Below are 18,574 nucleotides of genomic sequence, written 5' to 3' on the forward strand. Positions count from 1 at the left end.
TCCCGGAATAGAACATTGCCGCTAGTCGAGCTTGACGGTGACCGACTTCAGCGAGGTGTAGGCCTCGATGCCTTCACGGCCATTTTCCGCGCCCCACCCCGACTGCTTGAATCCGCCGAACGGCATGTTCGCATCCATGCCGGCACCGGTATTCACCCTGACGTTGCCGGCCTGGATTTTCTTGGCGAAGGTCAACGCGCGGGAAATGTCCTGGGTGAAGATCACCGAATTGAGACCGTAGTCGGTGTCGTTGGCCCGGCGCAGCACCTCAGCCAGCGAATCCTCGTCGCCGAAGGTGCTCACCGAGAGCACCGGCCCGAAGATCTCATCCTTGGCGATGGACATGTCCGGACTGACATTTTTCAGCACGGTCGGCTGCACGAAGAATCCTTCTTCGCCTTCGGCCAAGCCGCCGGCAACGAGTTCCGCGCCATCAGCGATGCCCGCCTCGATATACCCCAGCACGCGCTCGCGCTGCACCTGGGAGATCAGGGGGCCCAGCTGGGTTCCTTCTGCCAGGCCAGCGCCCAGCTTGAGGTTCTTCGCGAAACCGGCGATGCCTTCGATGACCTGGTCTGCGATGTCTTCGTGGACATACAGTCGCGACCCTGCCGCGCAGACCTGGCCGGAGTTGCCGAAGATGCTCATGGCGGCGGCCGGAATGGCCTTGTCCAGATCAGCGTCTGGATAGATCACCACCGGCGATTTGCCGCCCAGCTCAAGGCTCAGCCGCTTGAGATTGCCCGCTGCCGACGCCAGCAGCTTCTTGCCGACCGCGGTGGATCCGGTGAAGGAGAGCTTGTCGACATCCGGATGGTCGGCGAGCGCTTGGCCGGCCACCGGCCCCAAGCCCTGGACAACGTTCAGCACACCGGCCGGGATGCCTGCTTCAAGCGCAATCTGCGCCATGCGCACGGCGGTCAGCGGGGTCAGCTCCGCGGGCTTGAGCACGACGGTGCAGCCGGACGCCAGCGCCGGAGCCATCTTGGACAGTGCAATGGTGAAGGGGACATTCCATGGCACGATCAGTGCGGCCACGCCCAAGGCTTGGCGCTGGGTATAGGCGTGCCAGGTTCCTGGCAGGGAAATCTCGCGGGTTTCGCCGTTGAGCTTGGTGGCCCAGCCGGCGAAGTAGCGCAAGGTCTCGATGCCCGCGGGCAGCTCGCCAAAGCGGGCGACGTTGAAGGGCTTCCCGCAGTTCAGGGACTCCAGGGTAGCCAATTCATCGAGGTTCGCTTCCAATGCGTCAGCGAAGCGGTGCAGCGCGCGCTGGCGTGCTGCCGGGGTCATTTCTGCCCAGGGCCCGGACTCGAAGGCTGCACGGGCGGCCGCTACTGCGCGGTCGATGTCCGCTGCGGTGGCAGCCGTCGTCTCGGTCAGCAGCTGTCCTGTGGAGGGATCGGTTACCGGCAGCTTTTCCCCCGAGCCGGCGACCTCCTGGCCGTTGATCACCAGCGGAAGGGGCGTGGCTGCCAAAGCGGCGCGAAGCTGCTGAGCCAGCGGAACGGCGGAAAGATCTGTTGCTGTCATGGGATGTATCTCCTGGTCTGCCCGGCGCGCTTCGTCGTTGGCGTCATTTTGAATGTGAGTCTTGCCACACAATCATACTAAAGATATATTGTGATTCAAGGAATACATTTTGATGCTCAATGTACTTCTTCTTCCGGGAGCCGACCCCGGTCGACAACTCGCAGCCTTCGCCTAGGCACCAAGCTTTCAAGGAGATCCCCATGGTCACGAAACGACGTTTTGCACGGAAGGCCTTCTCCGGCCTCGCAGTCTCTGCCCTCGCAATCGGCACCCTGGCCGCGTGCGGATCCAGCGAAGAGGCCAGCGCCGACGGCCCGGTGAAGCTGCGTGTCGCCATTGCTCCGATCCAGTTCGAAACCGCACGCATCGCTGAAGAGAAGGGCTACTTCGAGGACCAGGGCCTGGACGTTGAATTGGTCAATGGCGCCGACCCCGCCGCCCTGCTGGCCCAGGTGGTCTCCGGTGACGTGAACGTTGCCATCGGATCGTGGATCAACGTCGCCACTTCCTTCTCCCAAGGTGTTCCGATCCAGGTCATTGGCGGCAACGGCATGGTTGACCCGGAAGCCGACAACTCCGGCGTCATGGTGGCCAAGGATTCCGGGGTCAAGGAACTGGCAGACCTGAAGGGCAAGACCATTGGCGTAGTTGGCGTGAAGTCCGGTGGCGACATCCCCGTGCTCCAGGCATTGGAAGCGGCCGGCGTGAAGGAAAAGGAAGTCACGGAAGTTGCTGTTCCCTACGCGGGAATGGAAGCGGCCCTGGAACAAGGCACCGTGGATGCAGTAGTGCCTGCCGACTCCTTCTACCACCAGATGCTGGAGAAGGGCTACCAGACCATCTCCAACCCGGTACAGGAATTCCAGTCCAGCATGCCGGTAACCGTCTGGACCGTGCAGAAGCAGTGGCTGGAGCAGAATGGCGAGACCGCCAAGAAGTTCGACGCAGCTATGCAGGATGCCGTGAAGTTCTACTCGGACCCGGCCAACCTGGAGGAAGTCCGCAAGGTCCACGCCGAAGCCAACCAGATCGATCTAGCCGATGCGCCCAAGACCTTCGTCCCGGCGGACGTCACCTTCAATGTGTCTGAAGCCCAATCCGGCATCGATGCCATGGTCCACTTCGGCCTGGTCGAGAACAAGGTCATCGTCGAAGATGTGCTCTGGGACGAAGCCCCTACCCGGGCTTCGGCAGACGCCAAGTAGCCCACATCCGCTTCGCCTCACCGGTGGCGCCATCCCTGCGCTGGCGCCACCAGCACCCCTAGCTTGCAACTGCTTACTCAAGGATTCCCATGAAAGAGTCAACGATTTCACCGGGTCTGCTCTGGACCCTGCGCATCGTGGCCATCGCCGCCCTGCTGGGCGTCTGGCAACTGGTGATCGCCTCAGGAACCATGCCCTCCATGCTCCCCGGCGTGGAAAAGATCTTCTCTGCCATCGCCGAAGCCCTGGGCCAAGCGGCCTTCTGGGGCGGGCTAGGCAAGACCCTGCTCGCAGCCCTCACCGGCTGGCTCATTGCTTCGGTCGTGGGTGTCGTCCTGGGCCTGGTCATTGGATCAGTTCGCTTCCTCGACAACTCCACCTCGATTCTGATCGATTTCGGCCGTTCGTTCCCGGTGCTGGCCCTGATGCCAGTGGTGATCATGCTGCTCGGCTCGAACACCATGATGGAAATCGTCGTCGTCGCGCTGTCCTGCCTGTGGCCAGTGCTGATCCAGACCATCTACGGTGCACGCCGCCAGGAAGCCGCGGTTGCCGACACCGTCGCCGTCTTCCGCATCCCGCCGATGCTGCGCTTCACCAAGGTCCTGCTGCCTTCTGCCCTGCCGCTGATCGCGACCGGTGTGCGCATTTCCTCGGCCATCGCCATCCTGGTGGCGGTGGGCGTTGAAGTGATCTCCCAGGCGCCAGGCATTGGACGCCAGATCACGCTGATGCAGCAGGCGCAGCGTTGGGATCTGGCCTTCGCCTACCTGTTCTTCGCCGGCCTGACCGGATGGGCCATCGCCCTGCTCTTGCAACAGGCCGAAAACCGTTTGCTGAAGTGGAAGAGGCAGAACGATGACTAACGCAACTTTGAACGCCCCCGCAGTGCCATCACGCGCTTCGAAGGCCAAGGCTCCGAGCTCCTCGGCGGCCGCCGGACGCAAGATACTGGTTTCTTCATGGCTCATCGTTGCCGTGGTTGCGGCTTGGTGGTTCGGCTCGGCAAACTCCACGAACTTCTTCATCCCCTCGCTGGAGTCCATCCTCGAAGCCTTGGTCCGCGACCTGGGCAACGGCGTGATTATTTCCGGCGCCTGGTATTCGCTGTCCAACCTCTTTGTCGGCTTGGCCTTGGCTGCCTTCTTCGGCATCTGCGGCGGACTGCTGCTGGGCGAAGTCCCGTTGCTGCTGAAGATCGTTGACCCGATCATCCACTTCTTCCGCGCTGTCCCGCAGGCAGCACTGGTTCCGATGATCATCGGCGTCTTCGGCATGGGGCAGGGCCCGAAGATGGGCACCATCGCCTTCGCCTGCATGTGGCCGATCCTGCTGAACACCATCGACGGCATCCTGGGCATCGAGCCAACGGTGCGCAAGTTCTCCAAGGTCTACCGCATCCCGCGCGGCCTGCACTTCCGCCGCGTGATCCTGCCCGGTGCCACCCCGCAGATCGTGGCCGGCATCCGCGTCGCATTGCCGATCGGCATCACCGTGATGGTGGTTTCGGAAATGTTCGCCTCCATTGAAGGCCTGGGCTTCTACATCCTGAATTCCTCGGCCACCTTCAAGGTTCCGGAGACATGGGCCGGCGCACTGCTGGTCGGTGTCATCGGCTACATCATCTCGATCCTCTTCGTGCTCGTCGAAAAACGGATCCTGCGCTGGTACCACGCCTCCGGCGCCCAGTAGCCTCCGTTTCCGTCCGACCTTCCATCTTCTGACCAAGGAGAATCCCATGACCACCCAAGCACCCGTTGAAACGACCATGGAAACCAAACCATTGCTCATGAAGGTTCGCGGCATGTCCATGAGCTATGGCGCCGGCCCGGCCGAAAACAAGATCCTGGAGAATTTGGATCTGGACGTGGAGTATGGCCAATTCATCTCGATAGTCGGCCCTTCGGGCGTCGGCAAGACCACCTTGCTGCGATGCCTTTCCGGCTTGCTGAAGCCAAAAGCCGGAACCATCGAGGTTTCCGGCACGAAGATCAACGGCCCGCACCCGGATCTCGCCGTGGTCTTCCAGGACTACTCGCGTTCGCTGATGCCGTGGATGACCACCCGCGAAAACGTGGCCTTCCCGCTGCAGGGCAAGGGCATCGGCAAGGCCGAGCGGAATAAGCTGGCCGATGAGCATCTGGCTGCCGTGGGCCTTGAAGGCCAAGGCGGCAAGTTCCCCTGGGAAATGTCAGGGGGCATGCAGCAGCGTGTGGCCATTGCCCGCGCCTTGGCCTACAACGCGAAGGTGCTGCTCATGGATGAGCCCTTCGCCTCGGTTGATGCGCAGACCCGCTTCGACCTCGAAGACCTCGTGCTGGACTTGCAGCACAAGCTGGGTGTGACGATCCTGCTGGTCACCCACGACATCGACGAGGCGCTGTACCTGGCCGACAAGGTGGTCGTGATCGCGGAGAAGCCGGCCACCGTAGTCGACGAGATCGTCACCGGTTTCGGCGAGACCCGCGACCAGCTGGCCACCAAGGCTGACCCGCGCTTCACCGAGGCCCGCGCACGAATCCTCGTGCGCCTGCGCAAGGACTGATCCCCATGGCACTCAGCGCACGGGCAGCACTGGCAAGGCACGGCGATGGCAGCTTCAGCATTGAGGACATCCAGGTTGATGCTCCGCTGGGCGCGGAATTGCTGATCGAAGTCAAAGCAGTTGGGCTGTGCCAGTCCGATGCCCACTTGGCGGGCATGGATCTGGGCCTTCCCGCCCCGCTGCTGCTGGGCCATGAAGTTGCCGGGGTGGTGCTCAGCACCGGCAACCAAGCCTGCGGTTTCACTGCGGGCGACCACGTGCTGGCCACCTTGATCCAATACTGCGCGCAGTGCGCGCTGTGCCTTTCGGGCCAGGAATACCGTTGCGCCAACCGCCCCAGCACGCTGCGCACGGCCGGCCAAGCACCGCGCGCCAGTTGCAAGGATCAGCCGGTGATGCAGATGTTCGGCACCGGCGGATTTTCCCAGTACACCTTGGTGCATGCCAACCAGGCTGTAAGGATTCCCGAGGAGCTGCCCTTCGCCCAAGCCGCGGTGATGGCCTGCTCCACGCTGACCGGTGCCGGGGCAGTGTTCAACTCCGCGAAGGTGGCCCAGGGGCAATCCGTCGCAGTCATTGGCGCTGGAGGCATCGGGTTGAACGCGATCAATGCCGCCCAGATCGCCGGCGCTTCGAAGATCATCGCAGTGGATCTGAGCGATGAGAAGCTGGAACTGGCCCGCGAATTCGGGGCAACGCACACGATCAATGCCGGCAGCGGAGACGCTGTCGCGAAGGTGCAGGAAATCACCGGCGGCGGGGTGGATCATTCCTTCGAGATGATCGGCCTGCAGGCCACCAGCTTGCAGGCGGTGCGCATGACCCGTGTAGGCGGGGATGCCTATCTTGTCGGGTTGCATAAGCCCGGCGCGCAACTGCCGCTGGATGCCATGGCCGACATCGTTGGGCCGCAGCGCAGCCTGCACGGGATCTATATGGGCTCTTCCAGCCCGCAACGTGATGTCCCCAAATACACCGAGCACTATCTTGCCGGGCGCCTCAAGCTCGACGCGCTCGTTGCCCGGGAACTTCATATCTCGCAGATCAACGAGGGCTTCGCAGCGATGAAGGCCGGGCAGGGCGTTGCCCGTTCGGTCATCACCGATTTCAGCTGATTGCCTGCCACTTCATACCCCCTTCAAGCACGACGAGGTCATCTTGAGAACTCCATCTTCCGCGCGCCGGGCCCTGCCCCTGTCCGCGGTCCTGCTCGTTTCCACCATGGCCTTGGCCTCTTGCGGCAACGCTGGGCAAGGCGCCGAAACACCGGGCGGCTTGATCCCGCTGAAGGTCTCTGTGGCCGGCATCCAGTTCGAGCCGGCTTACCTCGCCGAATCCCAGGGCTTCTTCGAAGACCATGGCTTGGACGTTGAAATCATCAATGGCGCAGACCCCGCCGCCCAGATTGCTTCTGCTATCTCCGGCGAGGTGGACATCGCCACCGGTTCCTGGGTCAACGTCGCCACCTCCGTGGCAAAGGGCCTGCCGATCGAAGCGCTGGCTTCGAACGGCGTGGTCGACCCGGACGTCGATAACTCCGGAGTGCTCGTCGCCAAGGACTCTGGGATTGCGAGGCTTGCCGATCTCAAGGGCAAGACCATCGGTGTCATCGGCGTGAAGACCGGCAGCGATCTGCCGGTCTTCCAGGCCCTGGAAGACGCAGGGGTGGGCGCCGACGAGTTCAGCGAAGTGGGCATGCCCTACGCCGGGATGCAGGCCGCGGTGGAGACCGGGACCGTTGACGCAGTCGTCCCCAGCGACGTCTTCTACCACCAGATGGTTGCGGCCGGTTTCCCCTCCTTGGGCAACCCGGTCCGCGAGTACCAGGGGAATCAGCCGGGCACTTTGTGGCTGAGCACTTCCCAGTGGGCCGGTGCGAATCCAGATACTGCCAAGGCCTTCGTATCGGCCATGGAAGAGGCAGTGGAGTTCTACTCCGATGCAGCAAACCTCGAGGAAGTGCAGAAGATACACGCCGAGGTCAACCAGATTCCGGTGGAAAAAGCTCCAACGCGGTTCGCCCTGGCAGGCACCGCGTTCGATGCAGAGGCTTCCCAGTCAGGCCTGGATGCAATGGCACGCTTCGAGCTCATTGACAAGCCCGTAACAGTTGATGAAGTGCTCTGGGAGCACGCGTCTCGCAAATAACCAGCACCGGCAAATCCTTGGACAGCGACTGGCGCGATGCTAGGCTCACTGGAGCACGTTCTGCCCACGGAAGGTTCACCATGAGTTCGGCAATCAGTTACCTCACCGGAGGATTTCTGGTGTCTCTGCTTGTCACCCTGAACATGACCTGGAACCAGCACCTGCCCGGCATCACCGGGTCCATGGCGGTTGCGCTCAGCTTCATCGGGTTGCTGGGCTGCGTCTTGTACGCCACGCGCATACAGCGCCGCGCGCAGACCGGAGAGTAGCAGCACCCCCAGAACATGAAACAAGGCCAGCGGTTCAAATAGAACTGCTGGCCTTGTCTCCGTTTCGGCGACTCCCGCCAACGGGTCAGAAGGTAATCACGCTTCGGGCCACCGCACCGCCGCGCAGCTGCTCGTATCCCTTGTCGATTTCATCCAAGCCGATATGCGCTGACACCAGTTCGTCGAGCTTGAAACGGCCCTGCAGATACAACTCGGCGTACATGGGGATGTCCACCTGGATGTTGCTCGACCCCATGGCCACGCCACGGATGCCCTTCTGGCGTCCCATCAGGTCTCCAAATGGGGTGATGCTGATCTGCGCGCCGGGCTTGTGAACGCCAATCAGGTACGCGGTGCCGCCAATTTCCAGCATGGCCACCGCTTGCTCGCTGGTGGCTTGCAGGCCGATGACCTCGAAGGCATGCGTCACTCCCCCGCCAGCAATCCGCTTGACGGTTTCCACCGCATCGCCCTCCCCGCCGTTGATGACGTCGGTGGCACCGAAGACCTTGGCCAGCTCCAGCTTGGCCGGCTGCAGGTCGATAGCGATGATGCGGGTCGCACCAGCCAGTTTCGCGCCCTGGATGACGTTCAGCCCGACACCACCGGCGCCGATCACGGCAACGGTATCGCCTGGACGGATGCGTGCGGTATTAATAGCCGCGCCAGCACCCGTGACCACTCCACAGCCAAGCAGCGCCGCGCGGTCGAACGGGATAGCGTCCGGAACCCTTACGACGGTGTTCTCATGCACCAGCACCTGTTCCGCGAAGCCGCCAACACCGATGAACTGGGTGAGCCGCTGCCCACCCAGGGACAATCGCGGATTCTGCTGCGCGGTGCGGTCGGTGTGCGAGGGCACGCGGCACTGGTAGGGCTTGCCGGTGCGGCATCCCTTGCAGACCCCGCAGCTGTGCACTGGAGAAGTCACCACGCGGTCCCCCACCGAGAGCGAGGTGACGGCCGAACCGACGCCCACGACCAGACCCGAGACTTCGTGGCCGAGCACCGCTGGCATGGGGAAGCCGATGTCCGATGTCGCCACGTGCAAATCCGAGTGGCACAGGCCGCTGGCCTTCACGTCAATGAGGACTTCATGGGCTTCAGGGTTGTCAATGCTGATGTCCAGGACATCAAAAGAGCCGGCAACTTCAGAAACGACTGCTGCTTTCATGCTTCCTCCAGAAAATAGTCGCGCAAAGGGGGTGACGCAGAACACTAATGAAAATATACTATTAGAAATAATGCATTTTTAGAAGAAGAATCTAACGAAGGATCTGCAATGCGCGCAGCGGTCATCAACTCCATCGGCGAAGGTTTCAGCATCGAGGAACTCGAAGTCGACGAGCCGCGGGGGCAAGAAGTTCTGGTGAAGGTCGAAGCCGCAGGCCTGTGCCACTCGGACCACATAGTTGCCACCGTAGACCGCGGGCGCCCCTTGCCGATGGTGGTCGGCCACGAGATGGCCGGCACCGTTATCGCACTGGGCCCCGAAGCCACCGACTTCGAATTGGGAGACCATGTCATCGCCACGGAAATCAGCTTCTGCGGGAGCTGCGAAGAATGCGTCAACGGAGCGACCTACCGCTGCTTGAACCCCCAGCATGCGCTGCGCGGACCGGATACCCCGGCACGCTTGACGCGCAACGGCGAGCGCGTAGAAGGCTTCGGCGTGGCCGGTTTCGCCGAGTACACGGTCCTGCACCAGAACAAGCTGGTCAGGGTGCCCAAGGAAATCCCATTCGCGCAGGCTGCTGTGCTTGGCTGCGCGACAGCCACCGGCGTGGGCGCGGTGCTCAACGCCGCCAAGGTTTCTCCCGGGGAAACCGTCGCGGTCATCGGCTTGGGCGGCATCGGCCTGAATGTCATCCAGGGAGCCAAGCTGGCCGGCGCCAAGACCATCATCGGCATTGACCTGCAGCCAGAGAAGCTGGAGCTGGCCAAGAAATTCGGAGCCACCCATGTCATCAACGGCGGCACCGAAGACGTGGTCAGCGCCATCCGCGCCATCACCGGCCGCGGAGTCCACCATTCCTTCGAAGCCATCGGCATTGCCCCCACGCAGCGCCAGGCCCTGGAAGTCGCCAAAACCGGCGGACACGTGTATTTCATCGGCATTCCGCAGGGCAAGCCGCTGGAAATGAATATCATGCTGGACCTGCTGATCCCGCAGCGCAATCTCCACGGCATCTACATGGGCTCCTCCACGGTCCGCAATGACATTCCCTACTACGCCGAGCTCTATCTGCAGGGCCGGTTGAATCTCGATGACCTGGTGGCGCAGGAGATCCAGCTCGACGAGATCAACGAAGCCTACGCAAAGCAGGAAACCGGGTCCATCGCCCGCAGCGTGATCCGCTTCTGATCCCCATGAGCAACAAGCTGCAGGCCGCGAACCAGTTTCCTGGTTCGCGGCCTGCAGCCCAGCTAGTGGCGGCCAGCCTCTATTTGCCTTCCTTGGCGGCCCGTTCCTTCTCGATGGCTTGGACCTGGGCGACCATGTCCGGAGCAAAGGCATAGAGCTTGCCCTCTGACTGATGGACCCAGAAGCGCCCGCACAGATCAGTCGTCTCGCTTTGGCCATCGGCTGGCCACCAGTCGGCATCCAAGGTGCGGGTAACTGAGATCTCGTCAGGCTCGAGGTTCTTGGTACGCGGGTCAGAAGCGTAGGCCTTGGCCAGTTCGGCTTCGGTCGGATTCCCAACGGTTTCCAGCGCCTTGCACTGGTCGCTGTCCAGCTTGCCATCGTAGTTCAGCATGAAGATGCGTTCAGCGCCGGTATTGCGCTGGACCAGCTGAACATCGGTGCCGCCGGACGGAACCCAGTCGGGCAGCACGCCATCGGCGACGGCCTTCTCTGAAGTTTTGGCAGTTCGGGTGGTGGATTCATCGTACTTGTCGACGAAGAGATCAGAACCGCTGCAGCCGGTGAGCAGGAGAGCGAAGGGAAGGGCGAGCGCGCCAGCGGCGAGGTACTTTTTCTTGAGCATGATTCCATCGTAGAAATTTCCGCTGCCCGGGGAATCAGCGATGCGAGGTAACTATCCCGTGCCCGGCTCATACCCTCGGCTGATAGTTTCCACTTCTGGGATCAACCCTGAAACTCCATCTCACCCAGTAAAAGCACTCGCTAATATCCGCACATCGCCACTGCTTATTGGTAGATTGCCTACGAACCAAACGCTATTTAGGAGCCATCACCGTTGACGACTATTGACCCTGCGGCACTTGAATCGGAACTGCGCATCGCAGAAGAACGGCGCCTTTCGGCCATGCTCGCCAGTGACCTCGAAACCTTGGGGAACCTGCTTGAGCCGGATTTGCAGTACACCCACTCCACCGGTCGTGTCGATGACCGCGACTCATTGCTGGAACTGCTCGGTTCCGGGGCCGTCGAATACTTGGCGCTCAGCCACGACTTCGAGTCCGTTACCCAGGAGGGCAACGTGGTGGTCGTCGAAGGCAGCATGAAAATGCATCTGATTTCCGGAGGCGTCGAAAAGCATCTGGAAACTGCCAACCGCACGGTGTGGGCCAATACCGGCGGCCAGTGGAAGCTGCGCCTCTTTGTCGGGGCCACAGCGCCATAGGCCCGCACTTCGACGCTTTAAAAGCCACGGCGGCAGGCTGGATCTTCCAACCTGCCGCCTTTCCATAGTGGCTATCAGCTCAATGCCTAGACCTGGCCGCCATGGCGGGCCACTGCTTCACGAGCCAGCGCCTTGCCGAACTCGGTGTGCGCGGCAAGCGCTGCCTGGGCCGCTGGCGCGTCACCGGCAGCCAGCGCTTCGGTCAATTCGGCAACGTGGCGGTGGTCCAGCTGGCGCGACCACTGCTCTGCGGTCAGCGCTTGGCGCCAGACGGTGCCAATTCCCAAACGGCGGAAGGAATCCACCAGCTGGCTGGAGCCGGCCACGCCAACCAGAGCATCGTGGTAGGCGACATTCAGGGCCAAGAACTCTTCCAGGTCGGATTCCGAAGTCTCACGCAGGTCAGCCAGCTTCGCGGTGATCTCGCGCAGGCCGGAAATGGTCTCTTCGGAAATCTTGCCCAGGTGCGAGGCGATCACGCCGGACTCGATGGTGGCGCGCGAGTCGTAGGCCGAATCGGTCAGTTCTGCGGTAATCGGCTTTGGCTGGTATTTTCCGCTTTCGGTGCGGAAGACCAGGTGCTCGCTTTCCAGCTTCACCAGCGCGTTGGCTACATGATCAGCGTCGGCCCGGGAAGCCGCGGCGATGGCATCCACGTCGAGGTCTTCGCCCAGTGGGCTGGTGCGCAGCAGCACCCAGGTGCGGGTGGCCTGGTAGGCAGCCAACTCCTTGGTGGGCTCGAGGCGGCCCATGGTTCCGCGGTAGTAGGCCAGCGGTTCGCGGTCATGGGCTTCAGCGTGGCTGACCAGTCCCAGGAAGACGGTGTGGGTACCGCCGGTCGGGGTTTCGGCCACATGGCATACGATCGTGGCCAATGCGCCGTCAATCAGCGGGATGCCCTCCGCGGAGAGGGTATGCGGCACGGTGGCGAACTTGTCCTCGCCCTTGCGGCCGAAGTGGAAGGCCAGCGCGCCCTGGTCTTCGGCCAGGATGTTGATGCCGAAGACGCCTGCTTCAACTACCCGGTCATGGGTGGAGCTGGAGCGGTTCAGGCAAGCGAGCATCATTGGCGGTTCCATCGACAGGGAGGACACTGCCGAAGCGGTGGTGCCGTAGAGCTGGCCGTCCACGGCCGTGGTGATCACCGTGACACCGGAGGCGAAGTGGCCGACGACGTTGCGGAAGGTGTTCATGTCTACTGGGGTGACCGATTCAAGGTTGGTGATGCTCATGGGAGTTGCTCCTGGTAATTCGGGGTGAAGTTTCTAGCGGGGTCCAGCGCCGCCATCAGATCAGTCAGATCCGGTGCGCTGGCGAGGTGTTCGAGCTGGTGCTGCAACGCGTCCTTGCGTGCTGCCAGTTCTGGATGCGAGAACTCGAGATTCTTCGAGAACTTCTCAACTACCTGGTCATGCTCCAGGGGTGTGCGCAAGATGTTTCCGTCCGGGTGCTCCACGCGCACGTGGCGCACCTCGCCGCTGCGCAGCCGTGCAGTGATTTCCGCCGTCAGCCGCTGGCTGTTGGGCAGGGTTCCGGCTAGCTCGATGCGCCCGAGCATCTGCGCCAGCTCCGGGTCCGACAGCGCGCTGGCGGTCAGGTGCTCGGGGCGAACCGTTCCGTGGATCAAGGCGATCGCCGCGGTGGCGTGCACCGAGAACAGGGCTGCCACGGTGCGGGTGTCCCCCGCCTCGAAGCGCGCCCCGACGAAGCCGTTCAGGGTCCGCTCGCTCAGGTGGACGGTGAGGCATTCGATGTCCTTGTAGCCCACCGTGCCGTCGGCCACCAGTTCCGCGCAGGCCTGCAGCGAAGGCTGCGCGGCCCGGCAACTGGCAAAGGGCTTGATCGTGCAGTCCCCATGGAAGCTCACGCCAAGATCCGCCACCGCCAGTTCCGGCTGCGCGTCGATGCCGAACAGCTGGAAGTAGCCGTGCTTGCCGGTCAGCGGATCATCCGCCGCCTTCATGCCGGCTTTGGCCAGCTGCGCGGCGGAAATTCCGGAGCGGGCGGCGAAGGCCATGGGCAGCTTGAAGCCGTTGGCCCCATCGAAGATCGCCGCCACATTGCCCGAAGCCTGGTTGACCGCAATGCCGATGGCGTGGCGTGCCTGCGCCTTGTCCAGGTCCAGCATCCGGCTGGCGATTCCAGCGGCGGCCAAGGCATTCAAGGTGCCGGTATTATCCTGCCCCGAGTACACGTCGAAGCCGCCGGCGATGGCCAGTCGGGCTGCCAGGTCATCGCCCAGCGCCAGCGCGGCCAGCGCTTCTTCGCCGGTGGCGCCGGTGGCTTCGGCCAGGGCCAGCACGACGGCCACGGTGGTTCCGGAGATATGGGCGGCGACCTGCTTGCCGGCCGGGCCTTCGGCTTCCACCGGCTCGAAGTCGAAGGAGCGGATCAGGGCCGCGTTGACGAAGGCCGCGGAGGTGGCCGGAAGCTTGATTCCGGTTCCCAGCACGGTTGCTTCATCGCCGTGGCCCCAGGCCTGCGCCGCTTCGATGAGTCCGGCAATGTCGTCGGCGCGGTGCCCTGCTAGCCCAACGCCCACCGAATCCAGCAGGCGCTGGTTCACGCGCTGGATCGTGGCCGTCGGCAGCTGGCCGTACTGGGTTTCCAGCAGGTGCTCGAGCAACGCGTCGAGCACATCGGGCGTCGGGTTAGCCATGATTTTCCTGCTTCCCTAGGCGCGCGTTGCCGCGGCGTCCAGGTCCAGTGCGGCCTGCTCGGCGATGACCGGGCTGATGCCCACCTCGGCGAACATCGCCTCGAAGGCACCGGTCTCGCCCTTCATCTGCGCCTTGCGGTGATCCAGCCCGCGGGCACGGCTGACCGACCCCAGGTAGAAGCGCTCGTACAGTTCGATGCGGCTGCCCAGGGCGGATCCGGCGAAGTCCCAAGCGGTGCGGAAGATCTTGGCGCGTTCCTCCGGCGCGATGCCGTTGGCTCCCGGCAGGTACTTCTTGAGCAGTGGGCCCAGGCGCGGGTCCTCGAAGGAGGCCGCGGTCGGGGTGGCCAGCAGGTTGTGGCTGCCCATGGACTTGATGATGTCGTTCACGCGGGCCATCCAGATGGGCATCATGGTGCGCAGCGCGGAGATGTCGTCGTGGCAGAAGAACGCCCCGCCGCCCCATTCCGACGCGTTGACCTCGGCCGAGTGGATCACAGCGCGGGCGATGCGCAGGTAGGAGTAGATCTCGCCGAGCATCGATGCGGTGTCCGGCTTATTGTCGGTGGCGGTCACCTTGGCCATCTGCACGCACAGGTCGTAGGCGAATTCCAGCTTCACCGACGCGCGGATGGCGGTCTGCTGCTGGGTGTTGCCGGTGGCGGTGCCGGCGTTCAGGGAATTGTAGACATCGAGCTGGCCGTCGATGAACACGCGATCCCAAGGGACCAGCACGTCGTCGAAGATGATGACCGCATCCTGCTCGTCGAAGCGCGAGGAGAACGGCTTGTCCACTACCGGCTGGTCCACGCCGTAGTGGTCGCGGCAGACCGAGACCACGCCGCTGGTGGCGACCGGGATCGCGAAGGACAGCGCGTATTCCTCGTAGCCCTTCTGGATGGGCACCGCCGGGTAGACATAGAGTTCGTCGGCGATCGGGCCCAGGGTGGCGAGCATCTTCGCGCCGCGAACGATCAGGCCTTCAGCGGTGCGGTCCACCACGCGCAGGGTCAGCTCTTCATTGATGCCCTGCAGTTCGCCGACCGATTTGTCGATGGCCGCGTGCACGATGGTGTGGGTCAGCGCCAGGTCGTTTTCCTGCACATGGCGCCAGTAGTTCTCCAGGCGCTCGTAGTAGACCGGGTCGCCGGACTTGGCGAAGATGTCCGGGCGCGAGGCGTGGCCGGCGAGCACCACGTTGACGTAGTCGGGGGTGCGGCCGAGCATGCCATTGGAGTAGCGGGCCAGGCGGTCGAACGCGCGGTGGCGGCGGGCGATGTCTTCTGCGTTCTTGGGACGCAGCAGGGAGACGTTGTGCTGTTCGCCAGTCTGTTCGTCGTTCATCAGGCAGTCATCGGCGTACTTGTGCTGGTAGTCGAAGTAGGCGGCCATGCCGTTGATCGAGCCGGCAAAGGCCGGGTGCTCGGTGACGTCAATGCGCTGATCGCCCAGCCAGACCTCGCGGGAATCCTTGAGCCCTGCCAGGTACTGCTCTCCAGTGCGTGCACTCATCTTCGCTGCTCCTTATCGGGCGTCCCGCTGAGCGGGTTCAAAAATATATTCTGTGCATCAGTTTATATAACTTATGTGACCCAGATCAAGCTCTAGGTCGAAGAATTTTTTCAAACCCGCAAGATTACGCGGTTTTAAGAGGTCGAAGAAAATATTATCCGTCTTAAAATGCGTAAAAAGTGGACAAGGTTAGTGAAATGGGCCACTATGGCTTAAGTCACATCAGCGATCAGGAAGGGTTCTCGACGTGTCCGACTCGCAACAGAACCAGCCAGTGCCGGCAATGGAGCCAAGCGACTCCCTCAACACCAAGGATTTGCGCCGCATTCTCGGATCCAGCTTCTTGGGCAGCGTCATCGAGTACTACGACTTCATCTTGTACGCCACTGCGGCGTCGCTGATTTTCGACAAGGTCTTCTTCGGCAACCTGAGCCCGGGCTTGGCGCTCTTCGCCTCCTTCGGCACCTTGGCCGTCGGGTACATTGCCCGCCCGCTGGGCGGCATCGTCTTCGGCCACTTCGGCGACCGCCTTGGCCGCAAGAAGATGCTGGTGCTTTCCATGATGATGATGGGCGTAGCCACCGTTGCCATTGGCCTATTGCCGACTACCGCAACCATTGGCGCAGCTGCCCCGGTCATCCTGGTCTTGCTCCGCGTGGTCCAGGGAGTCGCAGTTGGCGGCGAATGGGGCGGCGCCACCCTGATGGCTTTGGAACATGCACCCGCTTCCAAGCGCGGTTTCGCAGCTTCCTTCGCTAACGCCGGCGCACCGGCCGGTGGCTTGCTGGCTACCTTCCTGGTTTCCTTCATCTCCTTCTCCACCGGTGATGCGTTCTTGGAATGGGGCTGGCGCATTCCGTTCATCTTCTCGGCAGTCCTGATCATCATCGGCATGGTGATCCGCCTGAAGGTCGCAGAAACTCCGGTCTTCCAGGAGCTGGATGCCAAGGCCGCCGAGCGCAAGCAGGAGCGCAAGACTCCTATCTCGCTGGTGCTCAAGAACCATTCGCGCACCGTCATCATCACCCTGATCGCTTCCCTTGGCTTCTACACCTGCCAGGGCGTGCTGACTTCGTGGGGCGTTTCCGAAGCCGCGGCCCAGGGCGTGGACCGCTCCTTTGTGCTGAACACCAAGGGCTACGCGGCAATGGTCACCATCGTGGTCTGCCTGCTGGCCGCCAAGCTCTCGGACAAGTACGGCCGGAAGATGATCCTGACCATCGGCGGCACCGCCGGCATCCTCTGGGCTTTCCCGGCAGTCTTCCTGATGAGCAACGGCACCGGCTGGGGCTTCGCAGTTGCAGTCATCGTCGGCAACGGCGTCATCCAGGGCATCCTGGCCGGACCGATCGGCGCCTACATCTCCGAGCTGTTCCCAGCTGATGTCCGCTACACCGGCGCCTCGCTGGCCTATCAGGGCTCCTCGACCCTTGGGGCCGGCTTCACCCCGATGATCTGCACCGCGCTGGCCGTCAGCTTCGGCATCACCGCCGTAGGCATCTTCTGGGTGGCAATCCTGATCGTCGGACTGGTCGCCATCCGCATCAGCCCGGAAGGCGCCGCCCTGCCTCCCAAGGCAGCCGCGTCAGCGCCGTCCAATGCAAAGCTGAACGCCTGAACCCCGGCACCGGTCCGCGTATCAGTTGATACGCGGACCAGCTTTTAACACCTAACATCAATTTTTCTGAATGCTATGGCGCAAAAGTTCTCCATTTACGACTTTAGAGACTCTTGAAACCATGGACTCAGTGCTTCCCGTCACATCCGCAGGAAAGGATGAGTTTCAATGACTCCCAAGAACCCCCAGCACATGGTGCTCACGACCTTCATGCTCCCCGCTGGCTACCACAAGGATTCGTGGCGCATGGATGGCTCGCGCTCCGAAGAGCTGGCCAACCTGGAATTCGTCTACGACCTGACCAAGATGGCTGAAGACGCCAAGCTGGACGCCATCTTCTTCGGCGACATCGTCCATGCCAACACCGTAATGCGCGGCGATATCAAGATGAACGGCTTCTACGAGCCGATCTCGGTACTTTCCGCACTGGCAGCACGCACCAAGAACATTGGCCTGATCGGAACCGTTTCCACTTCCTTCTCGGAGCCTTACAACCTGGCCCGCCAGATGGCCGGCCTGGACCACATGTCAGGTGGCCGCGCCGGGTGGAACATCGTGACCAGCTCCGATGGTTTCCAGAACTTCGGCATGGACTGCGCGCCGGATCCGGCCACCCGCTACCGCCGCGCCACCGAGTTCGTCGAGGTAGCCAACCAGTTGTGGGATTCGTGGGAAGACGACGCCGTCACCAACGACAAGGAGTCGGCATGGTACGTGGACACCGACAAGATCCACCCGATCAACCATGAGGGCGAATTCTTCAAGGTGCAGGGCCCGATCAACATGCCGCGCAGCCCGCAAGGCCGCCCGGTGCTGGTGCAGGCCGGCTCCTCGGGACCAGGCATGGAACTGGGCTCCTCAGTGGCCGATGGCATCTATACCGCGCAGCCGCTGAAGGAACCATCCGTGGAGTTCTACGCCAAGTTCAAGGCGATGGCGGCTGCCAAGGGCCGCAACCCCAACGACATCAAGATCATCCCGGGCATCCTGCCGATCCTCGGCGACACCCAGGCCGAAGCAGATGAGCTGGCCGAGGAACTGGCCAACCACATCCACCTGGAAAACGGCCGCGTGCAGGTGGGTGCCGATCTGAAGATGGATCTGTCCTCGCTGGACTTCAACGATAAGATTCCCGCCGAGTGGTTCTCCGATGACCCGGCCCTGGGTTCGCGCTACCAGATCTACCGCCGCAAGTCGGTGGACCAGGGCATGACCCTGCGCGAGCTGATCGTTGACCTGGCTCGCTCCACCGGACACCAGTGGATGGCCGGCACCGCCTCGGCAGTGGCAGACCGCATGATCGACTGGTTCGATTCCAAGGCCTGCGACGGCTTCAACCTGAACGCCCCGTTCAACCCAGGCGGCTTCAAGCTCATCTGCGACAAGCTGGTCCCTGAATTGCAGAACCGCGGCTACTTCCGCACCGAATACGAGGGCACCACCCTGCGGGATAACTTCGGATTGTCCTACCCGTCCTCGATCCGCACGCGCGTCTAGC

17 protein-coding genes are annotated in these 18,574 nt (G+C 62.6%); 11 read left to right on the forward strand and 6 right to left on the reverse strand.

Going from position 1 to position 18,574, the window contains the following annotated elements; genetic code table 11:
- Window positions 1-21 precede the first annotated feature (21 nt).
- On the reverse strand, window positions 22-1,530 hold the full coding sequence (locus AAZQ98_RS03055; protein WP_434689722.1) for an aldehyde dehydrogenase family protein: 1,509 nt from the start codon (window positions 1,528-1,530) through the stop codon (window positions 22-24).
- A gap of 200 nt (window positions 1,531-1,730) precedes the next feature.
- Between AAZQ98_RS03055 and AAZQ98_RS03060 the strand changes: the two genes are divergently transcribed.
- The 7 genes from AAZQ98_RS03060 to AAZQ98_RS03090 all read left to right on the forward strand — a co-directional run bounded on the left by AAZQ98_RS03060 (window position 1,731) and on the right by AAZQ98_RS03090 (window position 7,697).
- Entirely contained in the window at window positions 1,731-2,735 is a 1,005-nt protein-coding gene (locus AAZQ98_RS03060; RefSeq protein WP_434689724.1) for an ABC transporter substrate-binding protein, read from the forward strand.
- An 89-nt stretch (window positions 2,736-2,824) separates the two neighbouring features.
- Window positions 2,825-3,601 carry an ABC transporter permease gene (locus AAZQ98_RS03065; RefSeq protein WP_434689726.1) on the forward strand — a complete coding sequence of 259 codons (777 nt, stop codon included), beginning with the start codon at window positions 2,825-2,827 and terminating at the stop codon, window positions 3,599-3,601.
- Window positions 3,594-4,427, forward strand: a complete 834-nt coding sequence (locus tag AAZQ98_RS03070) for an ABC transporter permease (RefSeq protein WP_105656450.1) — start codon at window positions 3,594-3,596, stop codon at window positions 4,425-4,427. The genes AAZQ98_RS03065 and AAZQ98_RS03070 overlap by 8 nt, the downstream gene beginning before the upstream one ends.
- A 46-nt stretch (window positions 4,428-4,473) precedes the next feature.
- Window positions 4,474-5,280 carry an ABC transporter ATP-binding protein gene (locus AAZQ98_RS03075; protein WP_332486486.1) on the forward strand — a complete coding sequence of 269 codons (807 nt, stop codon included), beginning with the start codon at window positions 4,474-4,476 and terminating at the stop codon, window positions 5,278-5,280.
- A 5-nt stretch (window positions 5,281-5,285) separates the two neighbouring features.
- The gene (locus tag AAZQ98_RS03080; protein WP_434689729.1) at window positions 5,286-6,395 is read left to right on the forward strand and encodes a zinc-binding dehydrogenase; all 1,110 of its coding nucleotides are present in this window, start codon (window positions 5,286-5,288) and stop codon (window positions 6,393-6,395) included.
- A gap of 43 nt (window positions 6,396-6,438) precedes the next feature.
- Window positions 6,439-7,428 (forward strand): ABC transporter substrate-binding protein, encoded by a 990-nt coding sequence (locus tag AAZQ98_RS03085; protein ID WP_434689731.1) that lies wholly within the window; start codon window positions 6,439-6,441, stop codon window positions 7,426-7,428.
- 119 nt (window positions 7,429-7,547) lie between these two features.
- The gene (locus tag AAZQ98_RS03090) at window positions 7,548-7,697 is read left to right on the forward strand and encodes a hypothetical protein (RefSeq protein WP_434689733.1); all 150 of its coding nucleotides are present in this window, start codon (window positions 7,548-7,550) and stop codon (window positions 7,695-7,697) included.
- Window positions 7,698-7,782: 85 nt separating this feature from the next.
- Here AAZQ98_RS03090 and AAZQ98_RS03095 read toward each other — a convergent pair whose 3' ends face one another.
- Window positions 7,783-8,871, reverse strand: a complete 1,089-nt coding sequence (locus tag AAZQ98_RS03095) for an alcohol dehydrogenase catalytic domain-containing protein (RefSeq protein WP_434689735.1) — start codon at window positions 8,869-8,871, stop codon at window positions 7,783-7,785.
- Between the two features lie 108 nt (window positions 8,872-8,979).
- Between AAZQ98_RS03095 and AAZQ98_RS03100 the strand changes: the two genes are divergently transcribed.
- Window positions 8,980-10,062 (forward strand): zinc-binding dehydrogenase, encoded by a 1,083-nt coding sequence (locus AAZQ98_RS03100; protein WP_434689737.1) that lies wholly within the window; start codon window positions 8,980-8,982, stop codon window positions 10,060-10,062.
- Between the two features lie 79 nt (window positions 10,063-10,141).
- Here AAZQ98_RS03100 and AAZQ98_RS03105 read toward each other — a convergent pair whose 3' ends face one another.
- The gene (locus AAZQ98_RS03105; RefSeq protein WP_434689739.1) at window positions 10,142-10,687 is read right to left on the reverse strand and encodes a hypothetical protein; all 546 of its coding nucleotides are present in this window, start codon (window positions 10,685-10,687) and stop codon (window positions 10,142-10,144) included.
- A gap of 213 nt (window positions 10,688-10,900) precedes the next feature.
- On the opposite strand from AAZQ98_RS03105, the gene AAZQ98_RS03110 reads away from it, so the two are divergent.
- Window positions 10,901-11,287 carry a nuclear transport factor 2 family protein gene (locus AAZQ98_RS03110; protein ID WP_434689741.1) on the forward strand — a complete coding sequence of 129 codons (387 nt, stop codon included), beginning with the start codon at window positions 10,901-10,903 and terminating at the stop codon, window positions 11,285-11,287.
- A gap of 86 nt (window positions 11,288-11,373) precedes the next feature.
- On the opposite strand, the gene AAZQ98_RS03115 is transcribed toward AAZQ98_RS03110, so the two are convergent.
- The 3 genes from AAZQ98_RS03115 to AAZQ98_RS03125 are packed head-to-tail and all read right to left on the reverse strand — an operon-like array spanning window position 11,374 to window position 15,458.
- The gene (locus AAZQ98_RS03115; RefSeq protein ID WP_434689744.1) at window positions 11,374-12,519 is read right to left on the reverse strand and encodes a flavin reductase; all 1,146 of its coding nucleotides are present in this window, start codon (window positions 12,517-12,519) and stop codon (window positions 11,374-11,376) included.
- Window positions 12,516-13,946: an MmgE/PrpD family protein gene (locus AAZQ98_RS03120; protein ID WP_434689747.1), complete on the reverse strand. Its 1,431-nt coding sequence runs from the start codon at window positions 13,944-13,946 to the stop codon at window positions 12,516-12,518. Before AAZQ98_RS03120 ends, AAZQ98_RS03115 begins: the two co-directional genes overlap by 4 nt.
- Before the next feature lie 15 nt (window positions 13,947-13,961).
- Window positions 13,962-15,458: a 4-hydroxyphenylacetate 3-hydroxylase family protein gene (locus AAZQ98_RS03125; protein WP_133833894.1), complete on the reverse strand. Its 1,497-nt coding sequence runs from the start codon at window positions 15,456-15,458 to the stop codon at window positions 13,962-13,964.
- 247 nt (window positions 15,459-15,705) lie between these two features.
- Here AAZQ98_RS03125 and AAZQ98_RS03130 point away from each other — a divergent pair, with 247 nt between their 5' ends.
- Window positions 15,706-17,076, forward strand: a complete 1,371-nt coding sequence (locus AAZQ98_RS03130) for an MFS transporter (protein WP_286134662.1) — start codon at window positions 15,706-15,708, stop codon at window positions 17,074-17,076.
- A 168-nt stretch (window positions 17,077-17,244) separates the two neighbouring features.
- The gene (locus AAZQ98_RS03135; RefSeq protein ID WP_434689752.1) at window positions 17,245-18,573 is read left to right on the forward strand and encodes an NtaA/DmoA family FMN-dependent monooxygenase; all 1,329 of its coding nucleotides are present in this window, start codon (window positions 17,245-17,247) and stop codon (window positions 18,571-18,573) included.
- Window position 18,574: the final 1 nt, after the last annotated feature.

This window comes from Glutamicibacter sp. Je.9.36, from assembly GCF_051129975.1.
Classification (GTDB): Bacteria; Actinomycetota; Actinomycetes; order Actinomycetales; family Micrococcaceae; genus Glutamicibacter.

Excerpts from the sequence above, each read along its gene's own strand:
- AAZQ98_RS03080 (WP_434689729.1), top strand. The coding sequence starts at position 5,286 with ATGGCACTCAGCGCACGGGCAGCACTGGCAAGGCACGGCGATGGCAGC.
- AAZQ98_RS03115 (WP_434689744.1), bottom strand. The coding sequence starts at position 12,519 with ATGAGCATCACCAACCTTGAATCGGTCACCCCAGTAGACATGAACACC.
- AAZQ98_RS03105 (WP_434689739.1), bottom strand. The coding sequence starts at position 10,687 with ATGCTCAAGAAAAAGTACCTCGCCGCTGGCGCGCTCGCCCTTCCCTTC.
- AAZQ98_RS03135 (WP_434689752.1), top strand. The coding sequence starts at position 17,245 with ATGACTCCCAAGAACCCCCAGCACATGGTGCTCACGACCTTCATGCTC.
- AAZQ98_RS03100 (WP_434689737.1), top strand. The coding sequence starts at position 8,980 with ATGCGCGCAGCGGTCATCAACTCCATCGGCGAAGGTTTCAGCATCGAG.
- AAZQ98_RS03120 (WP_434689747.1), bottom strand. The coding sequence starts at position 13,946 with ATGGCTAACCCGACGCCCGATGTGCTCGACGCGTTGCTCGAGCACCTG.
- AAZQ98_RS03055 (WP_434689722.1), bottom strand. The coding sequence starts at position 1,530 with ATGACAGCAACAGATCTTTCCGCCGTTCCGCTGGCTCAGCAGCTTCGC.
- AAZQ98_RS03060 (WP_434689724.1), top strand. The coding sequence starts at position 1,731 with ATGGTCACGAAACGACGTTTTGCACGGAAGGCCTTCTCCGGCCTCGCA.
- AAZQ98_RS03065 (WP_434689726.1), top strand. The coding sequence starts at position 2,825 with ATGAAAGAGTCAACGATTTCACCGGGTCTGCTCTGGACCCTGCGCATC.
- AAZQ98_RS03075 (WP_332486486.1), top strand. The coding sequence starts at position 4,474 with ATGACCACCCAAGCACCCGTTGAAACGACCATGGAAACCAAACCATTG.
- AAZQ98_RS03070 (WP_105656450.1), top strand. The coding sequence starts at position 3,594 with ATGACTAACGCAACTTTGAACGCCCCCGCAGTGCCATCACGCGCTTCG.
- AAZQ98_RS03125 (WP_133833894.1), bottom strand. The coding sequence starts at position 15,458 with ATGAGTGCACGCACTGGAGAGCAGTACCTGGCAGGGCTCAAGGATTCC.
- AAZQ98_RS03095 (WP_434689735.1), bottom strand. The coding sequence starts at position 8,871 with ATGAAAGCAGCAGTCGTTTCTGAAGTTGCCGGCTCTTTTGATGTCCTG.